20 protein-coding genes and 1 pseudogene are annotated in these 22,086 nt (G+C 39.9%); 15 read left to right on the top strand and 6 right to left on the bottom strand.

The genetic code is table 11. The features are described from left to right. The first annotated feature begins 206 nt into the window (after nt 1-206). The 3 genes from EXE10_RS16590 (at nt 207) to vapC (ending at nt 2,124) form a co-directional block, all read left to right on the top strand. The gene (locus EXE10_RS16590) at nt 207-1,376 is read left to right on the top strand and encodes an acyl-CoA dehydrogenase family protein (RefSeq protein WP_130114121.1); all 1,170 of its coding nucleotides are present in this window, start codon (nt 207-209) and stop codon (nt 1,374-1,376) included. A 125-nt stretch (nt 1,377-1,501) separates the two neighbouring features. Continuing rightward, nucleotides 1,502-1,732, top strand: a complete 231-nt coding sequence (locus EXE10_RS16585; protein ID WP_130114120.1) for an antitoxin — start codon at nt 1,502-1,504, stop codon at nt 1,730-1,732. Beyond that, on the top strand, nt 1,729-2,124 hold the full coding sequence (gene vapC / locus EXE10_RS16580; RefSeq protein ID WP_130114119.1) for a type II toxin-antitoxin system tRNA(fMet)-specific endonuclease VapC: 396 nt from the start codon (nt 1,729-1,731) through the stop codon (nt 2,122-2,124). Before EXE10_RS16585 ends, vapC begins: the two co-directional genes overlap by 4 nt. Before the next feature lie 49 nt (nt 2,125-2,173). Here the strand turns inward: vapC and EXE10_RS16575 are convergent, their stop codons facing one another. The 3 genes from EXE10_RS16575 to EXE10_RS16565 are packed head-to-tail and all read right to left on the bottom strand — an operon-like array spanning nt 2,174 to nt 3,578. Continuing rightward, on the bottom strand, nt 2,174-2,488 hold the full coding sequence (locus EXE10_RS16575; protein WP_130114118.1) for a bleomycin resistance protein: 315 nt from the start codon (nt 2,486-2,488) through the stop codon (nt 2,174-2,176). Beyond that, nucleotides 2,488-2,982: a GNAT family N-acetyltransferase gene (locus tag EXE10_RS16570; protein ID WP_130114117.1), complete on the bottom strand. Its 495-nt coding sequence runs from the start codon at nt 2,980-2,982 to the stop codon at nt 2,488-2,490. The genes EXE10_RS16575 and EXE10_RS16570 overlap by 1 nt, the downstream gene beginning before the upstream one ends. Continuing rightward, nucleotides 2,979-3,578 carry a TetR/AcrR family transcriptional regulator gene (locus tag EXE10_RS16565; protein ID WP_130114116.1) on the bottom strand — a complete coding sequence of 200 codons (600 nt, stop codon included), beginning with the start codon at nt 3,576-3,578 and terminating at the stop codon, nt 2,979-2,981. Before EXE10_RS16565 ends, EXE10_RS16570 begins: the two co-directional genes overlap by 4 nt. Before the next feature lie 166 nt (nt 3,579-3,744). Between EXE10_RS16565 and EXE10_RS16560 the strand changes: the two genes are divergently transcribed. From EXE10_RS16560 to EXE10_RS16530, 7 genes are all read left to right on the top strand, one after another. Continuing rightward, a complete protein-coding gene (locus EXE10_RS16560; RefSeq protein WP_130114115.1) occupies nt 3,745-5,535 on the top strand; it encodes an acyclic terpene utilization AtuA family protein in 1,791 nt (596 codons plus the stop codon). A 129-nt stretch (nt 5,536-5,664) separates the two neighbouring features. Beyond that, nucleotides 5,665-6,549 (top strand): SDR family oxidoreductase, encoded by an 885-nt coding sequence (locus EXE10_RS16555; RefSeq protein ID WP_130114114.1) that lies wholly within the window; start codon nt 5,665-5,667, stop codon nt 6,547-6,549. 55 nt (nt 6,550-6,604) lie between these two features. After that, nucleotides 6,605-8,218, top strand: a complete 1,614-nt coding sequence (locus EXE10_RS16550) for an acyl-CoA carboxylase subunit beta (RefSeq protein WP_130114113.1) — start codon at nt 6,605-6,607, stop codon at nt 8,216-8,218. 160 nt (nt 8,219-8,378) lie between these two features. Continuing rightward, nucleotides 8,379-9,536, top strand: coding sequence for an acyl-CoA dehydrogenase family protein (locus tag EXE10_RS16545; RefSeq protein ID WP_087554338.1), 1,158 nt, complete (start codon nt 8,379-8,381; stop codon nt 9,534-9,536). Nucleotides 9,537-9,565: 29 nt separating this feature from the next. Then, nucleotides 9,566-10,402: an enoyl-CoA hydratase/isomerase family protein gene (locus EXE10_RS16540; protein WP_130114112.1), complete on the top strand. Its 837-nt coding sequence runs from the start codon at nt 9,566-9,568 to the stop codon at nt 10,400-10,402. Between the two features lie 179 nt (nt 10,403-10,581). Further along, entirely contained in the window at nt 10,582-12,522 is a 1,941-nt protein-coding gene (locus tag EXE10_RS16535; RefSeq protein ID WP_130114111.1) for an acetyl/propionyl/methylcrotonyl-CoA carboxylase subunit alpha, read from the top strand. 144 nt (nt 12,523-12,666) lie between these two features. Beyond that, a complete protein-coding gene (locus tag EXE10_RS16530) occupies nt 12,667-13,332 on the top strand; it encodes an RluA family pseudouridine synthase (protein ID WP_130114110.1) in 666 nt (221 codons plus the stop codon). A 258-nt stretch (nt 13,333-13,590) separates the two neighbouring features. On the opposite strand, the gene EXE10_RS16525 is transcribed toward EXE10_RS16530, so the two are convergent. Further along, nucleotides 13,591-14,901 carry an MFS transporter gene (locus EXE10_RS16525; protein ID WP_130114109.1) on the bottom strand — a complete coding sequence of 437 codons (1,311 nt, stop codon included), beginning with the start codon at nt 14,899-14,901 and terminating at the stop codon, nt 13,591-13,593. A gap of 139 nt (nt 14,902-15,040) precedes the next feature. Beyond that, nucleotides 15,041-15,685 (bottom strand): PAQR family membrane homeostasis protein TrhA, encoded by a 645-nt coding sequence (gene trhA / locus EXE10_RS16520; protein ID WP_130114108.1) that lies wholly within the window; start codon nt 15,683-15,685, stop codon nt 15,041-15,043. Nucleotides 15,686-15,813: 128 nt separating this feature from the next. Here trhA and EXE10_RS16515 point away from each other — a divergent pair, with 128 nt between their 5' ends. Further along, a complete protein-coding gene (locus tag EXE10_RS16515) occupies nt 15,814-17,034 on the top strand; it encodes a class I SAM-dependent methyltransferase (protein WP_130114107.1) in 1,221 nt (406 codons plus the stop codon). A gap of 69 nt (nt 17,035-17,103) precedes the next feature. Here the strand turns inward: EXE10_RS16515 and EXE10_RS16510 are convergent, their stop codons facing one another. Continuing rightward, entirely contained in the window at nt 17,104-17,805 is a 702-nt protein-coding gene (locus EXE10_RS16510; RefSeq protein WP_228256853.1) for a hypothetical protein, read from the bottom strand. Nucleotides 17,806-17,897: 92 nt separating this feature from the next. Between EXE10_RS16510 and EXE10_RS16505 the strand changes: the two genes are divergently transcribed. From EXE10_RS16505 to EXE10_RS16490, 4 genes and pseudogenes are all read left to right on the top strand, one after another. After that, nucleotides 17,898-18,329 (top strand): GNAT family N-acetyltransferase, encoded by a 432-nt coding sequence (locus EXE10_RS16505; protein ID WP_130114106.1) that lies wholly within the window; start codon nt 17,898-17,900, stop codon nt 18,327-18,329. Nucleotides 18,330-18,458: 129 nt separating this feature from the next. Next, nucleotides 18,459-19,145, top strand: a complete 687-nt coding sequence (locus EXE10_RS16500; protein WP_130114105.1) for a hydrolase — start codon at nt 18,459-18,461, stop codon at nt 19,143-19,145. Nucleotides 19,146-19,240: 95 nt separating this feature from the next. After that, a complete protein-coding gene (locus EXE10_RS16495; RefSeq protein WP_213073858.1) occupies nt 19,241-19,678 on the top strand; it encodes a DoxX family protein in 438 nt (145 codons plus the stop codon). A 226-nt stretch (nt 19,679-19,904) separates the two neighbouring features. Next, nucleotides 19,905-22,086: pseudogene (locus EXE10_RS16490) on the top strand (type VI secretion system Vgr family protein); the annotation flags it as partial.

Here is a 22,086-nt window from a genome sequence, read left to right as displayed (position 1 = left end):
CCGCAAGAGGATGAGGGGAGTAAATAGAAAACCTCTCCCTAACCCTCTCCTGAAAGGAGAGGGAACATTCAATATTAATTCAGATCTTGCTGAAACTAACTTTCGCACGAAATCTATTGGTTATAATTCAACTTATGCGTTAAAAATTGATTTTTTATAGAGCTAAGACGTAAAACAAAAATATGGAAAGAACACAGGGAATAAATATGGATCATTTAAATAACCCAATTTACTACACTGCAGAACATCGCGCTTTTGCAGACAGTGTTAAAAAGTTTGTGGAAAAAGAAATTTCACCTTATGTGAATGAATGGGATGAAGCAGAAACCTTTCCACGCGAGCTTTACCAAAAAGCGGCTGAAATTGGTTTATTGGGTTTAGGTTTTGATGATGAGCATGGTGGTATTTCAGATGCAGATGCATTTCATGTATTCCTCGCTGCGGTAGAAACGGCAAAAGCGGGTTCAGGAGGTGTGCATATTTCACTCATGATTCATACCATTGGTACTCCACCGATTCATCATTTTGCACAACCACATATTCGTGACAAAGTCATGCCACAAATTATTTCAGGCGAGAAAATTTCGGCTTTGGCGATCACTGAACCGAGTGGTGGCTCAGATGTCGCAGCATTGCAAACTAAAGCCATTCGTGAGGGTGATTTTTACATTGTTAGTGGTGAGAAAACCTTTATTACTTCGGGAATGCGCGCGGATTATTACACGGTTGCTGTACGTACTCATCCTGAAATAAAAGGTGCAAATGGTATTTCGATGTTATTGGTCGATGCACATAGTGATGGTATTGCTAAATCACCTTTAAAGAAAATGGGCTGGTGGGCATCGGACACAGCGCATTTGCATTTTGATCAGGTGAAAGTGCCTGCTGAAAATCTTTTGGGTGAGGAAAATGCGGGTTTTAAAGTCATCATGAAAAACTTCAATATGGAACGTTTTTGGTTGGCTTCGATGGCGTATGGTTATGCATTAGTGTGTTATCAAGAGGCTTTAGAATGGTCAAAAGAACGCAAAACTTTTGGGAAACGTTTGGTTGATCATCAAGTGGTACGTCATAAATTGGTGGATATGGCGACACGATTAACTACAACGCGTGCCTTGTTGGAAGATACGGCTTATCGTATGGGTAAAGCTGAATTGCAGGGCAGTGATTTGATTGCACAAATTTGTATGTCGAAGAATGTCGCAACACAAACCATGCAGTTCTGTGCGGATGCTGCTGTGCAAACACTCGGTGGCATGGGCTTTATGCGAGGGACTAAGTCTGAGCGTATTTATCGTGAAGTGAAGGTCAATATGATTGGTGGTGGTGCAGAGGAAATTATGAAAGATCTGATTAGTAAGCAATTAGGGTTTTGATTTATTGACCTCATTTTAAGTTTGTGAATAAAAATATTACATTAGATTCCTTTGTGTAAATAGTAACCATGTTATGATGTTTTCAATGATCATCATCAATGGTTACTATCATTTAAGGAGTCCTTATGGAAGTTGCAAAAATTTTTCAATCAGGACGTAGTCAAACTGTTCGTTTACCTAAAGCTTTTCGTTTTGACGGTAAGGAGGTTGTGGTGAAACATTTTGGTAATGGAGTTTTACTATTACCTATAGAAAACCCTTGGGAAATCATGCAAGAAGCGCTGACTGAGTTTGAAAGTGATTTTCAGTTGGAAAGAGAAGATCAAGGTGATCAATGCCGTGAGGAATTCCTTTGATTTATTTGCTTGATACCAATATCTGTATTTATATTATCAATCATAAACCACAGCATGTATTTGAAAAATTTAAACAATATCAGCTAGGTCAGGTGGCTATTTCAAGTATTAGCGCATCTGAACTCGCTTTTGGTGTGGAAAAATCGGGTTCTGTACGTAATAAAAATGCTTTGGACAAGTTTTTAGCGCCATTAGATATTTTAGCTTATGATGAAAATGCAATTTGGCATTATGCAAAATTAAGACAGTCTTTACAGTCTAAAGGTCAAACGATTGGTAGTTTGGATATGTTGATCGCGGCTCATGCCTTAGCTTTAGACACTGTTTTGGTGACAAATAATATAAAAGAATTTAAACGTATTGACGGATTAAAATTAGAAAATTGGGTTTAATTAAAATAATCAATGATTTTGTTTTTCAGTAAGTTCAATCACATGCCCATCATGATTTTTTAATCACAGCTCTAAATCCAAAAGGCGTGTTTTGTGGTGGGGAAATAATTTTTTCTATATCTGTGATATTTTCAAAAAGTTGAGACAGGTTTTCAACGCAAAAACCTAATCTTATGTTTTGTGTTAAATTGCTTAGATCATCCAAAGCAGGGTAGATTTCAAAGATTAATCCATTGAGATTACATGAATAATGTTCAGGACCATTTCCATGTTGTTCTGATTTGAAAACCAATCCAAACTGACTATAAAATTGGCGAGTTCGTTCGATGTTTTTAACTTTTAAAACGATTAGATTGATTAGCATTATGTTTCTTCCCAACCCTCATTAATAATCGCCCATCGTTCATGATCTTTCCAATCTTTACCTCCAATTCTTAAATACTGTCTAGAAAAACCTTCTTTGATAAAACCTGCACCTGCAACAAGACGAATTGATGCAATATTTTCAGGTTGTATATTGGCTTCTAAACGATGCAAATTGATCACTTGAAAGGCTTCATTCAATAATAATTTTAAGCCTAATTTCATATAGCCATTTCCTTGATAGGGATGAAAAATTTCATAACCTAAATAGGCTGAATGAAAATAACCACGGACAATATTAGAGATATTGAATGTTCCAATAATTTTATGAGTTTTACTTAAGCAGAGAAAATATCGACCTTCTTGTTGTAAATAACTTTGAAAATCAGTGGGTGGAAACGTCCAAGGTTGATGTAGTGCTTGGCTATTTCTATATGCCAATTCAATTTCTTTTAAGTCTGATTTTTTTGGTTTTCTTAAGTAGACAATATTCATTTTAACGCCATATCCAAAACATGTTCAGTCAATTCATCCAAAGAAATTTTGCCATCAGGTCTATACCACGTCACAGTCCATGCAATTGCACCACCAAGCAATCTACGCCAAATAAAAGCATCATGTTGAATTTTGCCCAACACTTTTAATTCTTCTATCACATTGAGCCAAATATTTTCATAATCATTACGTAACTTGAGTAATTCATCCTGACGTTCTTTTGAAAGTGCAAACCATTCATAGACCAAAACAGCCATTGCAGAACCCGTATCGCCTGTGATCGACACTAATTCTGCTTTAATCAAATTTTTTAATTGTTGCTCAGGATGATTGCCTTGATGGATCGCATCGAGCAAACGTGCATGGTTATAAATAATGGTTTCATGCATTACATTTGCCAAAATATCATCTTTACTTTTGAAATGATGAAACAAGCTACCTGATTGAATTCCAATAAAATTTGCAAGTTCTCTCACCGTAGTTTTGGCATAACCTTGCTTATGAAACAAATAAGCAGCACCCAACAACAAACGACCACGCGCGCTGTCATCAAAACAAGCAATAGGTTCAATTTCAGTGATTGAAGTCGCAATCATCGTGGGTTGTCATCCTTGGTAGAAGAGCATTTGACATGAAAATTAACAGATTTGCCAATTCAGCATAGCATTTTGCACTTTACAAACCAAGCGCTTGCTTGGTAGATTAACGTATAAATTTTATGCACAACAATGAAAACAAGTTCGGGACGAATGAGGTATAACAATGGAAGATCAGCGTATAGTCAAAATTGGGTGTGCTTCAGGCTTTTGGGGCGACACCAATACCGCAGCGTTTCAGCTCGTACATTTGTCTGACATTAATTATTTGGTTTTTGATTATCTGTCTGAAATTACCATGTCGATTATGGCAAAAGCCATGATGACAAATCCCGAACATGGTTATGCACTCGATTTTGTCAGCCGTGTGATGACGCCATTGCTCAAAAAAATCAGTGATAAAAAAATTAAAGTGATCAGCAATGCAGGTGGGGTGAATCCATTGGCATGTCGTGATGCTTTACAAAAAGTCATTGAAACACAAGGTTTAGATCTCAAAGTGGCTGTGGTATTGGGTGATGACCTGATGCCCAACCAAGCTGAATTAAAAAATCAAAATATTAAAGAAATGTTTAATGGCGAGGATTTACCAAGTCATTTAGCCAGTTGTAATGCTTATTTAGGAGCAATTCCAATTCGAGATGCTTTGGATCAAGGTGCAGATATTGTCATCACAGGTCGTGTGGTGGATTCCGCTGTGGTACTTGCACCTTTACTACATGAGTATCAATGGGCTTTGGATGATTACGATAAATTATCGCAAGGTTCATTGGCAGGGCATATCATCGAATGTGGCGCGCAATGTACGGGTGGAAATTTTACAGATTGGCGCTTGGTTAACGGTTTTGACAATATGGGCTTTCCAATTGTCGAAGTGAAAGCAGATGCTTCATTTGTGGTGACCAAACCGAGTGGTACAGGTGGTTTGGTGTCTATGGGTACAGTCGCTGAACAAATTGTTTATGAAATTGGCAATCCGCAAGCCTATTTACTGCCTGATGTAACAGCTGATTTTAGCCAAGTCAAATTAGAACAAGTCGGTGAAGATCGAGTTTCGGTGACAGGTGCAAAAGGTCGTGCGCCTACACAACAATACAAAGTCAGTGCCACTTATCCTGATGGTTATCGTGTATTGGTGAGTTTCCTGATCGCAGGACGTGAAGCACCTGAAAAAGCCCAAGTCATTGCAGATGCCATTTTAAATAAATGTGAACGAGTTTTAGCACTGCGCTCAGTGCCACCATTTCAAGAAAAATCGGTTGAAATTCTTGGGATTGAAAGTACTTATGGTGCACATGCAAAGCATACAGATAGCCGTGAAGTCGTGGTGAAGATTGCAGTGAAACACATGTTTAAAGAAGCGTGTATGTTTTTTGCCTCGGAAATTGCGCAAGCTTCTACAGGGATGGCGCCTGCATTGGCAGGTATTGTCGGTGGTCGTCCAAAAGCTTCACCTGTGATTAAACTTTTCTCTTTCCTTGTTGATAAATCAAAGTTGAATGTTGAAATTGATATCAATGGTCAGCGTCAAAAAGTCGAGATTCCTCAAGGTACAGCAGACCAATCATTTACCCAACTTGCTGTAGGTGATGTTGCTCAATTCAAAGGAGATGAAGTCGAAGTGGCTTTGGTTGAAATTGCTCATGCGAGAAGCGGTGATAAAGGCAATCACAGCAATATCGGTGTGATTGCACGTAAAGCTGAATATTTACCGTGGATTCGCGCCAATTTGACGGAAGAAAATGTCGCGAAGTATATGCAACATGTTTTGAATCCTGAAACAAGCAAGGTGATTCGTTATGAAATTGAAGGCTTTAATGCACTGAATTTCATGCTTGAAAATGCTTTGGGCGGTGGTGGAATTGCAAGTTTACGCATTGATCCACAAGGTAAGGCTTTTGCACAGCAGTTGTTGGATATGAGGGTGAGAGTGCCGAAAGGGTTATTGGGTCACTGAAATAAGGAAAATGAAAGTCCCCCTTTTTAAAGGGGGATTTAGGGGAATTATTTTTATTTAAAAATACCTCTCCCTAACCCTCTCCTGAGAGGAGAGGGAATTTATAGAACACAAAATTGGAAATAAAAAATGCAATATCACTCAATATTTAGATCAGATGTTTTTCAAGACAAAGTGATTATCGTGACTGGTGGTGGCTCAGGAATAGGTCGTTGCACGGCACACGAATTGGCAGCATTGGGCGCTCAAGTGGTGATCACAGGGCGCAAAATTGAAAAGCTTGAAAATGTCAGCAAAGAAATCCAAGAAGATGGTGGCAAAGTTCATTTCATTGTCTGTGATAACCGTGAAGAACAACAAGTCAAAGATATGATTGCCGAAGTGATTGAAAAATTTGGCAAGTTGGATGGTTTGGTGAATAACGCAGGTGGTCAATTTCCATCAAATTTGGAAAGTATTTCAGCCAATGGTTTTGATGCTGTGATTCGTAATAACTTGCATTCAACTTTCTATCTGATGAAAGAAGCCTATAACCAATGGATGGCGAAAAATGGCGGTAGCATCGTCAATATGGCAGCCGATATGTGGGGCGGAATGCCAGGCATGGGACATTCAGGCGCGGCACGTTCAGGTGTGGATAACCTGACCAAAACGGCTGCGGTGGAATGGGGGCGCTCAGGTGTTCGAGTAAATTGTGTTGCACCAGGATGGATTATTTCCTCAGGCATGGATAATTACACGGGTGATTTTGCCAAATTTATTATTCCAAGTTTGGCAGGTAATGTTCCGCTCAAACGTATGGGTACGGAGTCAGAAATTTCATCGGCAATTGTCTATTTACTGTCAGAAGCTGCGGGTTTTATTTCAGGAATGACGATTCGTATTGATGGTGCTGCATCGCTAGGCACACGTATGTATCCGCTTGCTGATGCGACCAATAGTGTTTCTTTTAATGGATTCCATCGCGCTTTTATTCCAGATGTGCTTAAGGATCAAATGGATAAAGCAGAATAAGAGTTTATTCAAATGCAAGATGAAAAATAAGGATTAAAAAAAGGGACGAAAAGAAATGAGCATTCTCCAATCCGAAATTGCTGTGGGTAGTGAGCAATTTAATCAGAATAAAGAAGCATTGCTTGCACAGATTGCTGAAATTCGTGCTGTGCAAAATAAGAGCATTGAAAAGTCTTATGCGGCTAAGCCGAAGTTCGATAAGAAAGGTAAAATTCTACCGCATGAACGTGTTCGTTTGGCTTTAGATGTTGATTCGCCATTTGTAGAGTTATGCGGTTTGGTGGGCTATGGCATGCATGATGATAAAGATGGCTCAGATGCAGGCGGTGGCATTATTTCAGGGATTGGTTTTGTCAGTGGTGTCCGCTGTTTAGTTTCCGCGAGTAATAGTGCAATTAAAGGTGGAACTATGTCGCCAATGGGTGTACAGAAAACGCTTCGTATTCAGCAAATTGCCTTTGAACAAAAATTACCGATGCTGACATTGACCGAAAGTGGTGGAGCCAATTTAAATTATGCAGCCGAAGTTTTTACTGCAGGTGGAATGACCTTTGCCAATCAGGCACGTATGTCTGCGGCAGGCTTACCACAAGTGTCTGTGGTACATGGCAATGCAACAGCAGGCGGTGCTTATCAACCCGGCTTGTCAGACTATGTAATCGCAGTGCGAAAACAAACTGAAATGCTCTTGGCAGGTCCTCCATTACTTTTGGCTGCGACAGGTGAAGTGGCGACAGCGGAAGAATTGGGCGGTGCAGAAATGCATGCACAAGTGGCAGGTACAGCTGAGTTTCTCGCTGAAAATGATGCCGATGGCATTCGTATTGCACGTGAAGTTTTTGAGCATTTGAATTGGAAAGAGCAGACCAAAAAGCCCAATCTTGAATATAAAGAACCACGTTATTCCGCTGAAGAATTGTTGGGTATTATTCCTGCAAGTCCAAAACAACCTTTTGATATGAAAGACGTCATTGCACGTATTGTCGATGATTCTGAGTTTTTTGAGGTGAAGTCTGAATATGATGCTTTAACCGTATGTGGTTGGGCGAAAATTGGCGGCTTACATATCGGGATCATTACCAATAATGGCCCAATCACGCCGCAAGGTGCAACTAAAGCCGCGCAATTTATTCACCTGTGTGAGCAGACCAAACGCCCATTATTATTCTTACATAACACCACAGGTTTTATGGTGGGAACAGATGCTGAACAGAACGGTATTATCAAACATGGTTCTAAGTTGATTCAAGCCGTTGCCAATACCACTGTGCCGAAAATTTCAATTGTCGTCGCAGGGTCGTATGGGGCAGGCAACTATGCAATGTGTGGGCGTCCATTATCACCACAATTTATTTTCGCATGGCCAAATTCGCATGTCGCCGTGATGGGTTCAGCGCAAGCAGGCAAAGTTTTACGTATCGTTGCGGAAGGAAAACAAAAAGCTTCGGGAATGGAACCGAATGAGCAAATGTTGGATTTCTTAGAACAAAGTACAGCAGCCAAACTCGAACAGCAATCCACTGCTTTATTCAACACAGCCATGTTGCATGATGATGGAATCATTGACCCTCGAGATACACGTAAGGTTTTGATCTTCTTATTGGAAACTATTTATGAAGCTGAATATCGTGAACCGAATCCAATTCGATTTGGGGTGTCGAGGTTATAGGTTTTAATAAAAGCACCTCTCCCTAACCCTCTCCTGAGAGGAGAGGGAACTCCTTCTCCCTAAGGGAGAAGGTTGGGATGAGGGGTTCTTAAAAGAAGGTTTAGGAAATTAAAAATATCAACAAACAATGAAAAAATTAGGAAATAAAAAGGACAACGCAATGAAATTTACCGCAGAGCATGAAGCATTACGCCGTACCACACGTCAGTTTGTTGAAACTGAGTTAAATCCATTTATTCCAACGTGGGAAGCGGAGGGGCGTTTTCCGATTCATGATGTTTTTAAGAAAATGTCAGATTTAGGTTTACTCGGCATTTGTAAACCTGAGGAAAATGGGGGCTTAGGTTTAGATTATTCCTATAACCTTGTTGTTGCAGAAGAATTAGGGCGAGCAGCTTGTGGTGGTGTCCCGCTTGCGATTGGTGTGCAAACCGATATGGCAACACCTGCATTGGCACGTTTTGGCAGTAAAGAATTACGTGATGAATTTTTAACCCCTGCGATTGCGGGTGAATATGTTGCGTCAATTGCCGTTTCAGAAGTTCATGCAGGTTCAGATGTGGCGGCAATCAAAACCACGGCTAAAAAAGACGGTGATGATTACATTATCAATGGCAGCAAAATGTGGATTACTAATTCACTGCAAGCAGATTTTTTCTGCTTACTTGCCAATACCTCTGATGATAAACCGCATGTCAATAAATCCATGATCATTGTCCCTGCAAAAGCAGCAGGAATTAGTTTTTCAGAGCCGTTGAATAAACTCGGCATGCGTTCAACCACAACCGCTCAAGTGTATTTTGACAATGTCCGTGTACCACAACGCAACCTCGTCGGTGCGGAAGGCATGGGCTTTATGATGCAAATGATGCAGTTCCAAGAGGAACGCATGTGGGCGGCTGCCAATGCGATTGGTGGTTTAGAGCATGTGATTAAACAAACCATTGAATATACCAAAGAGCGCACAACCTTTGGACAGCCATTGATTAACAACCAATATGTACATTTCCGTTTTGCTGAAATGATGACTGAAGTGGAAGCTTTACGTGCCTTGACCTATCGTGCATGCCAAATTCATTTGGAAGGTGGCAATGCGACTGAAATTGCATCTATGGCAAAACTCAAAGCAGGTCGTTTGACCCGTGAAGTTGCGGACAGTTGCTTACAGTTTTGGGGCGGTAATGGTTTTATGTGGGATAACCCTGCATCGCAACTGTATCGTGATGGTCGTCTTGGCTCAATTGGCGGTGGTGCGGATGAAATCATGCTCGGCATTATTTGTAAATTGATGGACATTCTTCCATCAAAACGTAAGTAACTGAATATAAATAAATTGGGAGAATGAATATGACACTTTCAGCTTCTCTGAGCGCCCAACAATTTGATGACAGTATTCAATTGGAACAAGATGGCAGTATTTTAACCCTATGGTTGAATCGCCCTGAAAGTCGTAATGCCATGAGTTTGAATATGGTTAAAGCCATTCAACAGGTGTTTAAAGCGATTGAAAATGATTTGTCGATTCGTGCGGTGATCCTGCGTGGTCAAGGTGGGCATTTCTGCGCAGGCGGTGACATTAAAGATATGGCACAACTGCGTGGCGAAGCTGCGACTGCGGGTTCAAATCAGCCTTATGTCGATTTTAATCGTCAATTTGGACACATGATTCAGCAAGTTGATCAAGCACCACAAACTGTGGTGGCAATTCTCGAAGGTGCTGTTCTCGGTGGCGGTTTTGGTTTGGCATGTGTATCTGATATTGCCATCAGTTTAGCAGATGCAAAATTTGGTTTACCTGAAACAGGTCTAGGGGTAATCCCTGCACAAATTGCACCCTTTGTAGTGAAACGAATTGGCTTAACCCAAGCACGTCGTTTGGCTTTATTAGGTACTCGATTTGACGGACAAACGGCATTAAAAGTTGGTGTCGTGCATGAAGTGGTCGAGAGTCAACAGGGTTTAGAGGCTTTATTGTCTGAAACGATTCAGCAAATTAAACGTACTGCACCTCAAGCCTCTCGTGTCACCAAAGCATTGTTACATCGAACTTTAAATGAACCGTTGAATAGTTTATTGGATGATGCTGCACAACAGTTTGCCAATGCGGTGGGTGGTGATGAAGGCATGGAAGGCACGATGGCATTTATTCAAAAACGCAATCCAAATTGGTTTGATGGTGATTGATTAGTTTTGATATTCAATAAAATAATTTAAAAGATAGCCTTAACGGAGTAATGAAATCCCCCTAAATCCCCCTTTTACAAAGGGGGACTTGTCGAATCAGACTTGAATCAATGGATGAAAATTGCTATTCGATTTGATGAAAAGCTGTTTTAGGAGGGAATTCATGTCATGGTGAAAATATGAAATTTTCAAAAGTATTGGTGGCGAATCGTGGTGAAATTGCTGTTCGCGTCATGAAAACAGCAAAAGCAATGGGTTATGCAACAGTTGCTGTATATTCCGATGCAGATCGCAATGCACGCCATGTAAAAGTTGCAGATGAAGCCGTCTATATCGGCGCATCCAAAGTTTCAGAATCCTATCTGTCGATTCAAAATATTATCGAAGCCTGTAAAAAAACAGGGGCTGATGCAGTACATCCTGGCTATGGTTTTCTTTCAGAAAATACTGATTTTGCGGCAGCCTGTGCTGAAAATGGCATCACCTTTATTGGACCACCTGCGCCTGCAATCGAATTGATGGGTAGTAAACGCCTATCTAAAATTGCCATGATTCAAGCAGGTGTACCCTGTGTGCCTGGCTATGAGGGCGACCAACAAGATATTGCCCATTTAGAACAACAAGCCAATCAAATTGGTTATCCGCTTATGGTCAAAGCATCGGCGGGTGGTGGTGGACGAGGCATGCGTTTGGTGCACAGCGCTGCCGATATTGTCGAATCATTGAAAACGGCACGTTCTGAAGCTGAAAATGCCTTTGGTTCAGGCGAGTTGATTTTAGAAAAAGCCGTAATTGCACCGCGTCATGTGGAAATTCAAATTTTTGGCGATACGCATGGTAATTATGTCTATCTATTTGAACGTGATTGTTCGATTCAACGTCGTCATCAAAAAGTCGTTGAAGAAGCCCCATGTCCTGTGATGACAGAGACTTTACGTCAACAAATGGGTGAGGCAGCAGTTGCCGCTGCACGTTCTTGTGACTATGTCGGTGCAGGCACAGTCGAGTTTTTATTAGATACATCAGGTGAATTTTATTTCTTAGAAATGAATACACGTTTGCAAGTAGAGCATCCTGTGACAGAGTTAATTACAGGTTTAGACTTGGTTGAATGGCAACTGCGAATCGCTAATGGTGAAACTTTGCCATTACAACAGTCTGAATTGACGTTAACAGGTCATGCGATTGAAGTGCGTTTATATGCCGAAGACCCACGTTTAGATTTCTTGCCACAAACAGGGCAGGTTCAACGTTGGTTACCCGCAGAATTACCAAATGTACGGATTGATCATGGTTTATTAACAGAGGATGAAATTAGTCCATTCTATGATCCGATGGTGGCAAAGGTCATTGCTTATGGCAAGACGCGTCAGGATGCGATTCGTTTATTGGCACGTGCAGTGGATGATTGTGTGTTGTTAGGCGTGAACAGCAATAAGCAATTTTTGGTCAATTTATTAAGACATCCAATTATTGTCAAAGGTGATACCAACACGGCATTTATCCAAGAGCATTTCCAAGATGACGTCAGCCTACATAAACAGACTTTGGGCTTGGAACATTTAGCGATTGCAGCAGCTCTATTTACCAATGCTTCAAGCCAAAGCAGTTGGAATACAGGGATTGCATTATCACTACCTTTAAAATTGAAACACGATGAACAGCAATTACAGGTTTCTGTGAAACGTGATCAAAATCAAGTTGAAGTGGATATTTGTGGGCAGACTTCTGCAATACAAATTCTTGAGCAAACAGCACAGAAACTGGTTTACGATGTAAATGGTGTGCGCCGTTCAATTGATTATGTTTTAGATAGAAATAATCTGTTTTTAGATGCGGTGAATGGCAATATTGCGATTGAGAATGCAACTTATGCGCCACCTGAAACTTCAGATGTTGCAGGGGATGGTAAGATTCGTGCGCCGATGGATGGTGCAATTATCAATATTCTCGTCAATGCTGGCGATACGGTCACCAAAGGTCAGACACTACTCATTTTGGAAGCAATGAAAATTCAACAACAGATTAAGTCTGATGTGGATGGTGTGGTAGAAGAGATCATTGGACAAGTCGGACAGCAGGTGAAAAAACGTCAATTAGTTTTGAATATTCAAGCTTGATATTGATTCAAAATATTGGCTATCTAACTCTCTCCTGCAAAGGGAGAGAGGACTTCACGATTTAAAATCTCTGATTCTTACTCGCTTGACAGTCACTAGCTCAGTTGTTATTTTTCGGCAATTCTTTCCTAGTATTCCTTTCACATGCCCATTGATGATGGCTTTATTTATCAGCCGCCTTTAGATCCACTTGATATTATTTTTGAAGATGCAGATTTTGTTGCGATCAACAAGCCTGCAGGATTGCTTTCAGTACCAGGGCGTTTAGCTGAACATCATGACAGTGCTTATTTTCGAGTATTAGACCTATTTCCTAATGCGAAAATCACGCATCGTTTGGATATGGCTACGTCGGGAATTCTCTTATTCGCTAAACATCGTGATGCAGAAGTGGCTGCCAGTAAGATGTTTCAGGCGAGAATCATTAAAAAAAATTATATTGCTTTGGTGCAAGGGAAAATCAACAGCAATGGCAGTGTTGAAGTTCCGCTCATTACCGATTGGGAAAATCGTCCACGTCAAATTGTACATTTTGAATTGGGTAAGCCTGCTCAGACTTTATTTGAATGCATTGGTTATGATAGTGAAAAAGATGTGAGTCGTGTGTTATTAACTCCAATCACAGGGCGTTCGCATCAGTTACGTGTTCATATGCAATATATTGGTCATCCGATTATGCGAGATAAGTTATATCATCCTGAGCCGTTTAAAACCGATTTAAATCGTATGGCTTTACATGCGAGTTATTTGTCTTTTATGCAACCATTTTCAAATGAGTTGATTGAAATTGTGAGTGAGCCTGAGTTTTAACAATATTTATAAATACAAAAAAGCCTGCAACTAGCTAATGCTAATCAGTTAAGAAAAATTATTGGATAGATTCCTAAAATCTCCCCTAACCCCTCTTTGACAAAGAGGGGAACTCCTTGGAACTAAAATAGTTTTTAGTATTGAAAAGCTCCCTCCTTTGGAGAAGGAGGGTTAGGGAGGATTTAAAAAAATCCTTAACTGACTGGCATTACTGCACATTTGCAGGCTTTCGTCATTCTATTTTCAGTAAAAACAGAATCAAACTTGGTTATTTACATCATCATGTTTTGTTTCACGAATCGCCAAGAAAGCTAAAAGTGAAAGAATAGATGCCGCAGTTAGATAATAACCTACTGCATGTAAACCATAAGTTGTTGCAAGTTTTGTTGCGATCAAAGGTGCAAACGATGCGCCTAAAATCCCTGCTAAGTTAAAGGTCAAAGCTGAACCAGTATAACGTACAGAGGTTGGGAAAATTTCAGACAATACCGTTCCGATTGGACCATAAGTCATTCCCATTAGCCCTAAACCTACACAAAGGAATAAGAACACAACTAGAGTGCTACCAGATTCAAGCATTGATGAGAATACTAAACCGAATAATGCACAGGCTACACAAACACCAATCGAAGTAGCTTTACGACCAAACTTCTCTGCAAATACTGCTGAAAGTGGAATAAATGCAGCGAAACATAGTGTCGCAACCAATTGTAATTCTAAGAATTCTGTACGGCTATAACCGAGTTTTGTTGTACCCCAGTTCAGTGCAAATACAGTTGTTAAATAGAACACCACAAAGGTACACACGGCAGCAATTGTGCCAAGGAATAACATGCCAGAGTGCTTGGTAATCACTTCTTTAAAAGGAATGTTCACTTCTTTTTGCTTGTCTAAAACTTTTTGGAATGCTGGTGTTTCATGTAATTTCAAACGAATCCATAAACCGACAATCACCAATGCTGCACTGGCAATAAATGGAATACGCCAGCCCCATTGCATGAAATCTGCTTCAGACATAAATGCACCAAGGGTCAAGAATGAACCTGTAGCGAGAATGAAGCCGATGGGTGCACCGAGTTGAGGGAACATGCCATACCAAGCTCGTTTACCTTCAGGTGCATTTTCAGTTGCAAGAAGAACAGCACCAGACCATTCACCACCCAAACCAAGACCTTGACCTAAACGACAAAGTGCAAGTAACAGTGGCGCAGCGAGACCGATTTGATGATAAGTCGGAAGCAAGCCGATACAGACGGTTGAAATACCCATGGTCAATAAAGCAGCTACAAGCGTGGCTTTACGACCAATTCGATCGCCTAAGTGACCAAACAATGCCGCACCAATTGGGCGTGCAATGAATGCAATTGCGAAAGTTGCGAGAGATTGAATGACAGCAGTCGTTGGATCTGTACTTGCAGGGAAGAACAGATGTGGGAAAATAAGGACGGCAGCAGTTGCGTAGATATAAAAATCGAAAAACTCGATTGTTGTGCCAACCAGACTTGCGAAAAGAACGCGAGCTTTGGAATTTGTTTGAATTTCGGGAGTAGCAGTAGTTGATGACGCCATGATAGACCTTACACTTTGAAAAAAGTAAACAATAGTTCTCAAGCGTAATCTTTTTAAAAAAGGCGTAATTTCTTAAAAAAACAACGAAGTAAACTCGATTCCACTCATTCAGGGTCGCTGAATTTTGAATAGCAAAGAATTAAATAACGTAAAGATAGATCGCAAGGAAGTGTGATCCTGCACCAATCAAAACAAAAATATGCCAAATAGCATGGGTATATCTTACTCTTTTTAAGGCATAAAACAATGCACCAATCGTATAAGCTAGACCACCAATGATTAATAATTTTAAAGCTTCGGGTTTTAGAAAGTGTTTCATGTCATCCATCACAAGGACAGCAAGCCATCCCATGACTAAATAAGCGATGAGTGAAACTTTTTCAAAACGATGAATGAAAATTAATTTGAATAATGTTCCAATCAACGCAATCACCCAAAGTGCAATCAATAAATAATGTGCTTTCGCAGTTGGAATGGCGATGGCTAAAAAAGGGGTATACGTTCCTGCAATCAAATAATAAATCGCAGTGTGATCTAATTTTTTATACCACTGGCGTTTTTTTTCATCGACTGCAAAATGATAAATTGCTGAACTAGAAAATAATAAAATCATACTCAGACCATAAATAATCAGTCCAAAATATTGTCCACTATTTAAATAGCTTCCTTTGATCAGCATAAAAATCGTTGCAATCGCGGCTAATATAGCGCCAAAAGCATGACTCAGCGCATTGATTCTTTCTTCTTGTGGAGCATAGGTGTGGAGCATTTTATTGGTCGACATAGGATAATTTCCCTCAATTGCGATCCTAAAAGTACACTTGTATATAAATTGCTTTCTATAGTAATCCAGTTTTACCTTTATGATAAGACGTTTTAAAATGGTCAGCTGAATTAATGTGAGTTTTGATTATGTCTGATGTTGCGAGCTTGTCCATTCAGGAACAACAATTTTTTGAAAGTGTACAGCAAGCGCTTGATCATCAAAACTTAGACCGTTTGATTCTGAGTCAATATAAAGGTGAGTTGGCTGATTTAGAAAAAATGACCTTTCGCGTCATTCAACTACAAAACGAATCGGTGTTGAGTTGCTTGTATCGCTATAAGACCAATGATGTCACTAAAAATTATCCAATTGCAGATGCATTAACCACGATTCAAAGCCTTGCAGAACATTGTAAGCAAGCCAATTTATTTACCCATGAAGCCGAAACACAATTAAAGAAAAATAAGAAGAAAGCCTTATTAACCGTCAGTAAAAATAAACAGGCAAGTACGCAGAAAACTGCACAACAAGGGCATGATCGTAGTAAACATCGTTATGTCGATCAGAATAGTTACTTTCTACAACCACTCGGCATTACCGATGCCAAAGCGCAGATCATTCCAAGCATGGCGCGTAAGTGGAAACAGATTAACAAGTTTGTTGAAATATTTTCAGGTGCGTTAGATCAAATTCAACAGCATGATCATGCACTTAAAGTGGTTGATTTTGGTTCTGGTAAAGGTTATCTCACATTCGCCTTATACGATTATTTAGCCAAACAGGGTCAAACACCATTTGTGACTGGTGTTGAGCTGAACGATAAGATGGTTAAGTTTTGCCAAGATGTTGCACAATCCTCAGATTTTTCTCAATTGGACTTTTTCCAAGGCGATGTGAGAACGTATCATCCTGAACATTTAGACGTAATGATCGCGCTACATGCATGTGATGTGGCAACGGATTTTGCGATTCATACAGGTATTCGCTTAAATGCGCAAATGATCATGTGCGCGCCGTGTTGCCATAAAGAATTACGTCCACAATTACAAAGCCCTAAAGTGCTTGCACCGATGTTGCAGTTTGGTATTCATGCAGGGCAACAGGCGGAAATGTTGACCGATACCATTCGCGCTTTATTGCTCAAAGCTTATGGTTATGAAACCAAAGTTTTTGAATTTGTAGCTTTGGAACATACCAGTAAAAATAAAATGATTTTGGCAACCAAACGTAAAGATTTTACTGAGCCTGACCAAGCGGTTTTAGCGCAAATTCAAGCCTTGAAAGAAATGTATGGTATTCAAAAGCAATCTTTAGAATTGTTGTTGAATAATCAATGGGATCAACAAGATATTGGGTGTAAATGTTGATATTGAAAGAATTGAGCCAATAAAAACGATGCTCAAGTGAGCATCGTTCGGTTCTAAAAATCCGACAATTTATTTCGCATTCTCTTGGTTTAATTCTTCTTCCGTTGTACCAGTCATTTTATTGGTTACCGTGTCAGGAAAGTAATTAGGATCATCCATTTCAGGAATGAGCTGATCTGCTTGTCGATGGATTAAGATACTGGTTTTCAAAGCTTCTCTTGGAGCCTTGGATATGTGATCTGATGATAGACTGATCACTTTTGCCATATATTGTGCATCACTTTCTTTTGCAGATTTTTTAGGTACTTGAATCGTTGAAAAATTAATAACTGGGACATTACAAGTGACTGGAACTTCATAGGTTTGTTGTTTTTTTATTGGTTTTCCACTTAATTGACAGCTGTTATAAACAGTTCCTTGAACTTCCATTTGTTTCTGAAATGCTGGAGCGATGACTTTTAAATCTTTTACATTATATTGTTGTTTCAGCATCTCAAACATTTTTTCTGAAGTAGATAGTGGCTTTTCACCACTTTCATCGAATCTTTTTTGAATTTCATTCTCGGGCACACCCTCCATTGCAGCAGTCATTTTTACACTAAACTGTGCTTGATTCGATTCATTTGAAAAAGTGCCAATCATACTTTGAGCAATCGTATTTACTCGATCAATCTCTGAAGATTTAGCATAGATATTTTGAGCTGAAAGTAAAAACACACTAAAGATTAAAGTTTGAAATTTCTGATTGATGTGCATAATTTTTTTCTTCATTTTGTAATAGTGAAAATGGGGATTTTATCATCCCATCTAGTATAAGTTATTATCAACGACATAAAAGTGAATTTTTAATGATAGGGCGACAAATGAATCAATATCAAATTCAATCGGGATCTTGGACTGAATTAGAACATCATGCAAAATTGATCCGTACTGAAGTTTTTATTCAAGAACAAAATATTGCTGAACATGATGAATGGGATACGCAAGATGCAGTGTCACTACATTTCATCGTCTATGACCAAAATCAACCGATTGCCACAGCACGATTATTAGAAAACAACAGTATTGGTCGCGTTGCTGTGCTTAAACCTTATCGTGGTAAAGGGATTGGGCAATTACTGATGCAACAGATTATTCAGATTGCGAAAGATCAAAAGCGTTCGCAATTAAAATTATCTGCACAAGTTTATGCGACAAAATTCTATGAAAATTTAGGTTTTCAATTATCAGGCGATGAATACCTAGATTGCGGTATTCCACATGTTGATATGTCTATGAATATTCTAGAGAATTGAATCTGGTTTTGTAGAAATTCTAAATAATGTCGCAAAATTGGAGAAGCATCGTTCTAAAAATGGCGCTGTTCGTGATTAATTATTTTTATATCTTAGTAAACAGAACGAACTTACCTAAGGATGTAAAACATGAACAAGTCAATTTTAGAAGTATTAACACCTGAGAACTCACAGATCATTTTCATTGATCATCAACCACAAATGGCATTTGGTGTTCAATCAATTGATCGCCAAACATTGAAAAATAACACAGTGGGATTAGCCAAAGCAGCAAAAGTTTTTAATATTCCAACCACAATTACGACGGTAGAAACAGATAGCTTCTCAGGACATACTTATCCTGAATTGTTAGATGTTTTCCCAGACTTACCACTTTTAGAACGTACTTCAATGAACTCTTGGGATGACCAAAAAGTACGTGATTCTCTCGCTAAAAATAACCGTAAAAAAATTATCGTTTCAGGTCTTTGGACTGAAGTGTGTAACTTAACTTTTGCTTTAAGTGCCTTACATGACACAGATTATGAAATCTACATGGTTGCTGATGCTTCAGGTGGCACAACTAAGGAAGCCCATGATTATGCGATGCAACGTATGATTCAAGCTGGCGTAATTCCTGTAACTTGGCAGCAAGTTTTACTTGAATGGCAACGTGATTGGGCGAAACGCGATACTTATGAACAAGTGATGGATATTGTCCGTGAACATTCAGGCGCATACGGTATGGGCGTAGATTATGCATACACCATGGTACATAAAGCACCAGAGCGTACAGCGTCAAAACACGAAGTGATCGCACCTGTTGCAGCGAAATAAATCTATCGAAAGGCATACATCAGTATGCCTTTCTTATTCTATGCCAATGAAAATAATGACTGAGTTATCGCAACAAAGATCAAGAGGAGCTTATGATGTTTATTCAAAAAATAATCAATCAGATGACCACGCAACATTGGGTCTATTATCCAATCGCAATTTTACTGACTTCAGTATTTTGGATCAGTGGATTGACTAAAATTCTCCATTTTGATGCGGCAATCGCTGAAATGGCTCATTTTAATTTACAGCCTGCAACACTATTTGTCAGTATGACAATTCTAGTGCAATTATTAGGTTCATTACTTGTGATTCTTGGTGGTCGTTGGGTTTGGTTAGGCGCGGGAGCACTTAGCGTATTTACATTAGCGACTATTCCAATTGCTCATCGTTTTTGGGAAATGCCCGCTGAGCAAGGTGCTTTAGATTTAGCTCTCGTACAAGAACATTTTTCGCTGATTGGTGGTTTAATTTTAATTGTGATTGTGGCTGAATTTTATAAGCGTAAAAATTCACCGAATTATAAGGATTAATTCCTTGATATCTATTTGAAATATTGAATTATATTAAGTTTTTATTGATTGTTTGGACTAAATTTTTTAGACAGACTTTATTTAAAAACTAGTTGTAACTATTTGATTTTAAATTCTAAGTTGTTGTTGGTTTTTTATTGGAAATTTACTGGATTAGATGAATATAATTAAGTAATCGTTTATAGTAGAGGCTAATTAAAAAATTTGAACCAAAGCAATTATTAAAATGAACAGCTTAGTCAACAGCATCAATAAAGTCTTGGATCAGCTTGGACTCACCGCCCAAAAACGTGCCATCCATATCCAATTTACAAATACAGACTTAAATCATCAAGTCTACTTACAACGCATTGATGGACAACATGCCATTAACCAAGGCGTGTCTGCTGAACTCATTTGTCTATCGACTTCTGCAACCATTCCACTTAAACAATTCATCGGCACACAAGTTGCCATCGATCAAGTGACCGATGCAGGACAGCTATTTCGTACTACAGGCATCATTACCGAAGCAGCTCAAGGGCAAAGTGACGGTTCACTGACGATTTACAAACTCAGACTCCAAGATGCCACCTCACTATGGCATAAACGTCGAAACAGCCGTGTGTTTATGAACAAATCGGCAGTTGAAGCCATCGAAACCATCTTTAAAGAATGGCAAGACAAAAGCCCACTATTCGCAACAAGCTTAACTTTAGATAAAAGTGGATTGCAAAAAGACTACGACATTCGCCCATTCATTATGCAAAGTAACGAAAGCGATTACGACTTTCTCACCCGTTTAATGCGCAGCGAAGGCATCAATTGGCTGATTGACGAAGCACAACTGCAAGTCTCTAACTCAGCAACACAAATTCAAGCACAAAAACTTCGCCTCATTGATGACAATAGCCAATATAAAGCCCTAGACCGCAGAAACATCCGTTACCACCGTAGCAGTGCCACAGAAAAACAAGACAGCATCACCAGTTTTATCGGACAACGCAGCCTACAACCCACAGCCGTACACGTACAACGCTGGCGCCGATGCTTTAGAACAAGAAGAAGGCGCGGGCAGTGTTCAAAGCAAACACCAACACAGCAACAACCAAGACAATACTAGTCTTGGCTTAGAACAAGCATGGCATATCAGTCCTGCATGGATGCAAGACCTCAATGGTGAAGACCAAGCCACCGCATCCAACAACAGCCAAATTGAAAAACTGAATCAAAACCTCAGTGACTACTACAACAGCCAATCCAAACAATTCATCGCTAACTCAACCGTACGAGATGCACAAGTCGGCTACTGGTTCAAATTCACTGAACACCCAGAGATCGACCAACACGATGGCTCAGATCAAGAATTCCTGATCACTGAAAAAAACTACTACAACCAAAACAACTTACCCAAAGACCTGACCGAACAGATCACCAAACTGCTTGAACAAAGCAATTGGACGAAACACACCCAAAGCAAAACTCAAAATACAAATAACACAGACAACACAACAGAAGAACGCCAAGCTAACAGCCTCACCATACAACGACGCAACATCAACACCGTACCCGAATACAACCCACTGCAACATCGACCAACAACCCATCCACAACGCGCCAAAGTGGTTGGACCAAGTGGAGAAGAAATCTATGTGGATGAATGGGGACGCATCAAAGTCAGATTCCTCTTCACCCGCACAGAAGACCACGGACACGATGGTGGAGCAGGAACAAACGACAACGATACCGACTCAGCATGGGTCGATGTACTCACGCCATGGGCAGGCGAGGGCTACGGAGCAAGATTCCTACCCCGTATCGGTGAAAGTGTTGTTATCGACTTCTTTGATGGCAACATTGACCGACCATTTGTAGTTGGACGAATCCACGAAGCCCAACGCAGTCCGACTAAGTTCGACAACAAAGGACAACTCCCAGACACAAAAAAACTGGCAGGAATCCGTTCCAAAGAAGTCCAAGGCGAAGGCTTCGGACAACTGCGCTTTGACGATACGACTGGACAAATCAGTTCGCAACTGCAAAACAGCCACGGAGCAAGCCAACTCAATCTCGGAAATCTGAGTCATCCCAAAGAAAAAGACACCAGTGATGGACGTGGTGAAGGCTTTGAACTCAGAACAGATCAATGGGGAGCAGTACGTGCAGGGCAAGGCTTACTTCTCAGCACCTACAAACAAGACCAAGCCAGTGGAACACACCTTGATGCTAAAGAAGCCAAACAACAATTTGAAAACTCACTCAACAACTCAAAAGCTTTGAGTGAAGTTGCTAAGAATCAAAAGACCGATCCACTGGAAATATTAGAAAACTTAAAGCAATTCCTTGATCAAATCGAAAAAGGTGAAAAAGATAAAGCCGATGCTTTTAAATCAGCCTTGATGGTACTTGCAGCACCAAACTCAATTGCC

It is taken from the genome of Acinetobacter sp. WCHAc060033 (assembly GCF_004209125.1).
GTDB lineage: Bacteria > Pseudomonadota > Gammaproteobacteria > Pseudomonadales > Moraxellaceae > Acinetobacter > Acinetobacter wuhouensis.
Note: the sequence above shows the minus strand (reverse complement) of the source record. Positions and strands in the feature narration are given on the sequence as shown.

What these genes read in the sequence shown, in the direction of transcription:
- EXE10_RS16590 (WP_130114121.1), top strand. Translation starts at nt 207, where the DNA reads ATGGATCATTTAAATAACCCAATTTACTACACTGCAGAACATCGCGCT.
- EXE10_RS16585 (WP_130114120.1), top strand. Translation starts at nt 1,502, where the DNA reads ATGGAAGTTGCAAAAATTTTTCAATCAGGACGTAGTCAAACTGTTCGT.
- EXE10_RS16575 (WP_130114118.1), bottom strand. Translation starts at nt 2,488, where the DNA reads ATGCTAATCAATCTAATCGTTTTAAAAGTTAAAAACATCGAACGAACT.
- EXE10_RS16570 (WP_130114117.1), bottom strand. Translation starts at nt 2,982, where the DNA reads ATGAATATTGTCTACTTAAGAAAACCAAAAAAATCAGACTTAAAAGAA.
- EXE10_RS16565 (WP_130114116.1), bottom strand. Translation starts at nt 3,578, where the DNA reads ATGATTGCGACTTCAATCACTGAAATTGAACCTATTGCTTGTTTTGAT.
- EXE10_RS16560 (WP_130114115.1), top strand. Translation starts at nt 3,745, where the DNA reads ATGGAAGATCAGCGTATAGTCAAAATTGGGTGTGCTTCAGGCTTTTGG.
- EXE10_RS16555 (WP_130114114.1), top strand. Translation starts at nt 5,665, where the DNA reads ATGCAATATCACTCAATATTTAGATCAGATGTTTTTCAAGACAAAGTG.
- EXE10_RS16550 (WP_130114113.1), top strand. Translation starts at nt 6,605, where the DNA reads ATGAGCATTCTCCAATCCGAAATTGCTGTGGGTAGTGAGCAATTTAAT.
- EXE10_RS16545 (WP_087554338.1), top strand. Translation starts at nt 8,379, where the DNA reads ATGAAATTTACCGCAGAGCATGAAGCATTACGCCGTACCACACGTCAG.
- EXE10_RS16540 (WP_130114112.1), top strand. Translation starts at nt 9,566, where the DNA reads ATGACACTTTCAGCTTCTCTGAGCGCCCAACAATTTGATGACAGTATT.
- EXE10_RS16535 (WP_130114111.1), top strand. Translation starts at nt 10,582, where the DNA reads ATGAAATTTTCAAAAGTATTGGTGGCGAATCGTGGTGAAATTGCTGTT.
- EXE10_RS16530 (WP_130114110.1), top strand. Translation starts at nt 12,667, where the DNA reads ATGCCCATTGATGATGGCTTTATTTATCAGCCGCCTTTAGATCCACTT.
- EXE10_RS16525 (WP_130114109.1), bottom strand. Translation starts at nt 14,901, where the DNA reads ATGGCGTCATCAACTACTGCTACTCCCGAAATTCAAACAAATTCCAAA.
- trhA (WP_130114108.1), bottom strand. Translation starts at nt 15,685, where the DNA reads ATGTCGACCAATAAAATGCTCCACACCTATGCTCCACAAGAAGAAAGA.
- EXE10_RS16515 (WP_130114107.1), top strand. Translation starts at nt 15,814, where the DNA reads ATGTCTGATGTTGCGAGCTTGTCCATTCAGGAACAACAATTTTTTGAA.
- EXE10_RS16510 (WP_228256853.1), bottom strand. Translation starts at nt 17,805, where the DNA reads ATGAAGAAAAAAATTATGCACATCAATCAGAAATTTCAAACTTTAATC.
- EXE10_RS16505 (WP_130114106.1), top strand. Translation starts at nt 17,898, where the DNA reads ATGAATCAATATCAAATTCAATCGGGATCTTGGACTGAATTAGAACAT.
- EXE10_RS16500 (WP_130114105.1), top strand. Translation starts at nt 18,459, where the DNA reads ATGAACAAGTCAATTTTAGAAGTATTAACACCTGAGAACTCACAGATC.
- EXE10_RS16495 (WP_213073858.1), top strand. Translation starts at nt 19,241, where the DNA reads ATGTTTATTCAAAAAATAATCAATCAGATGACCACGCAACATTGGGTC.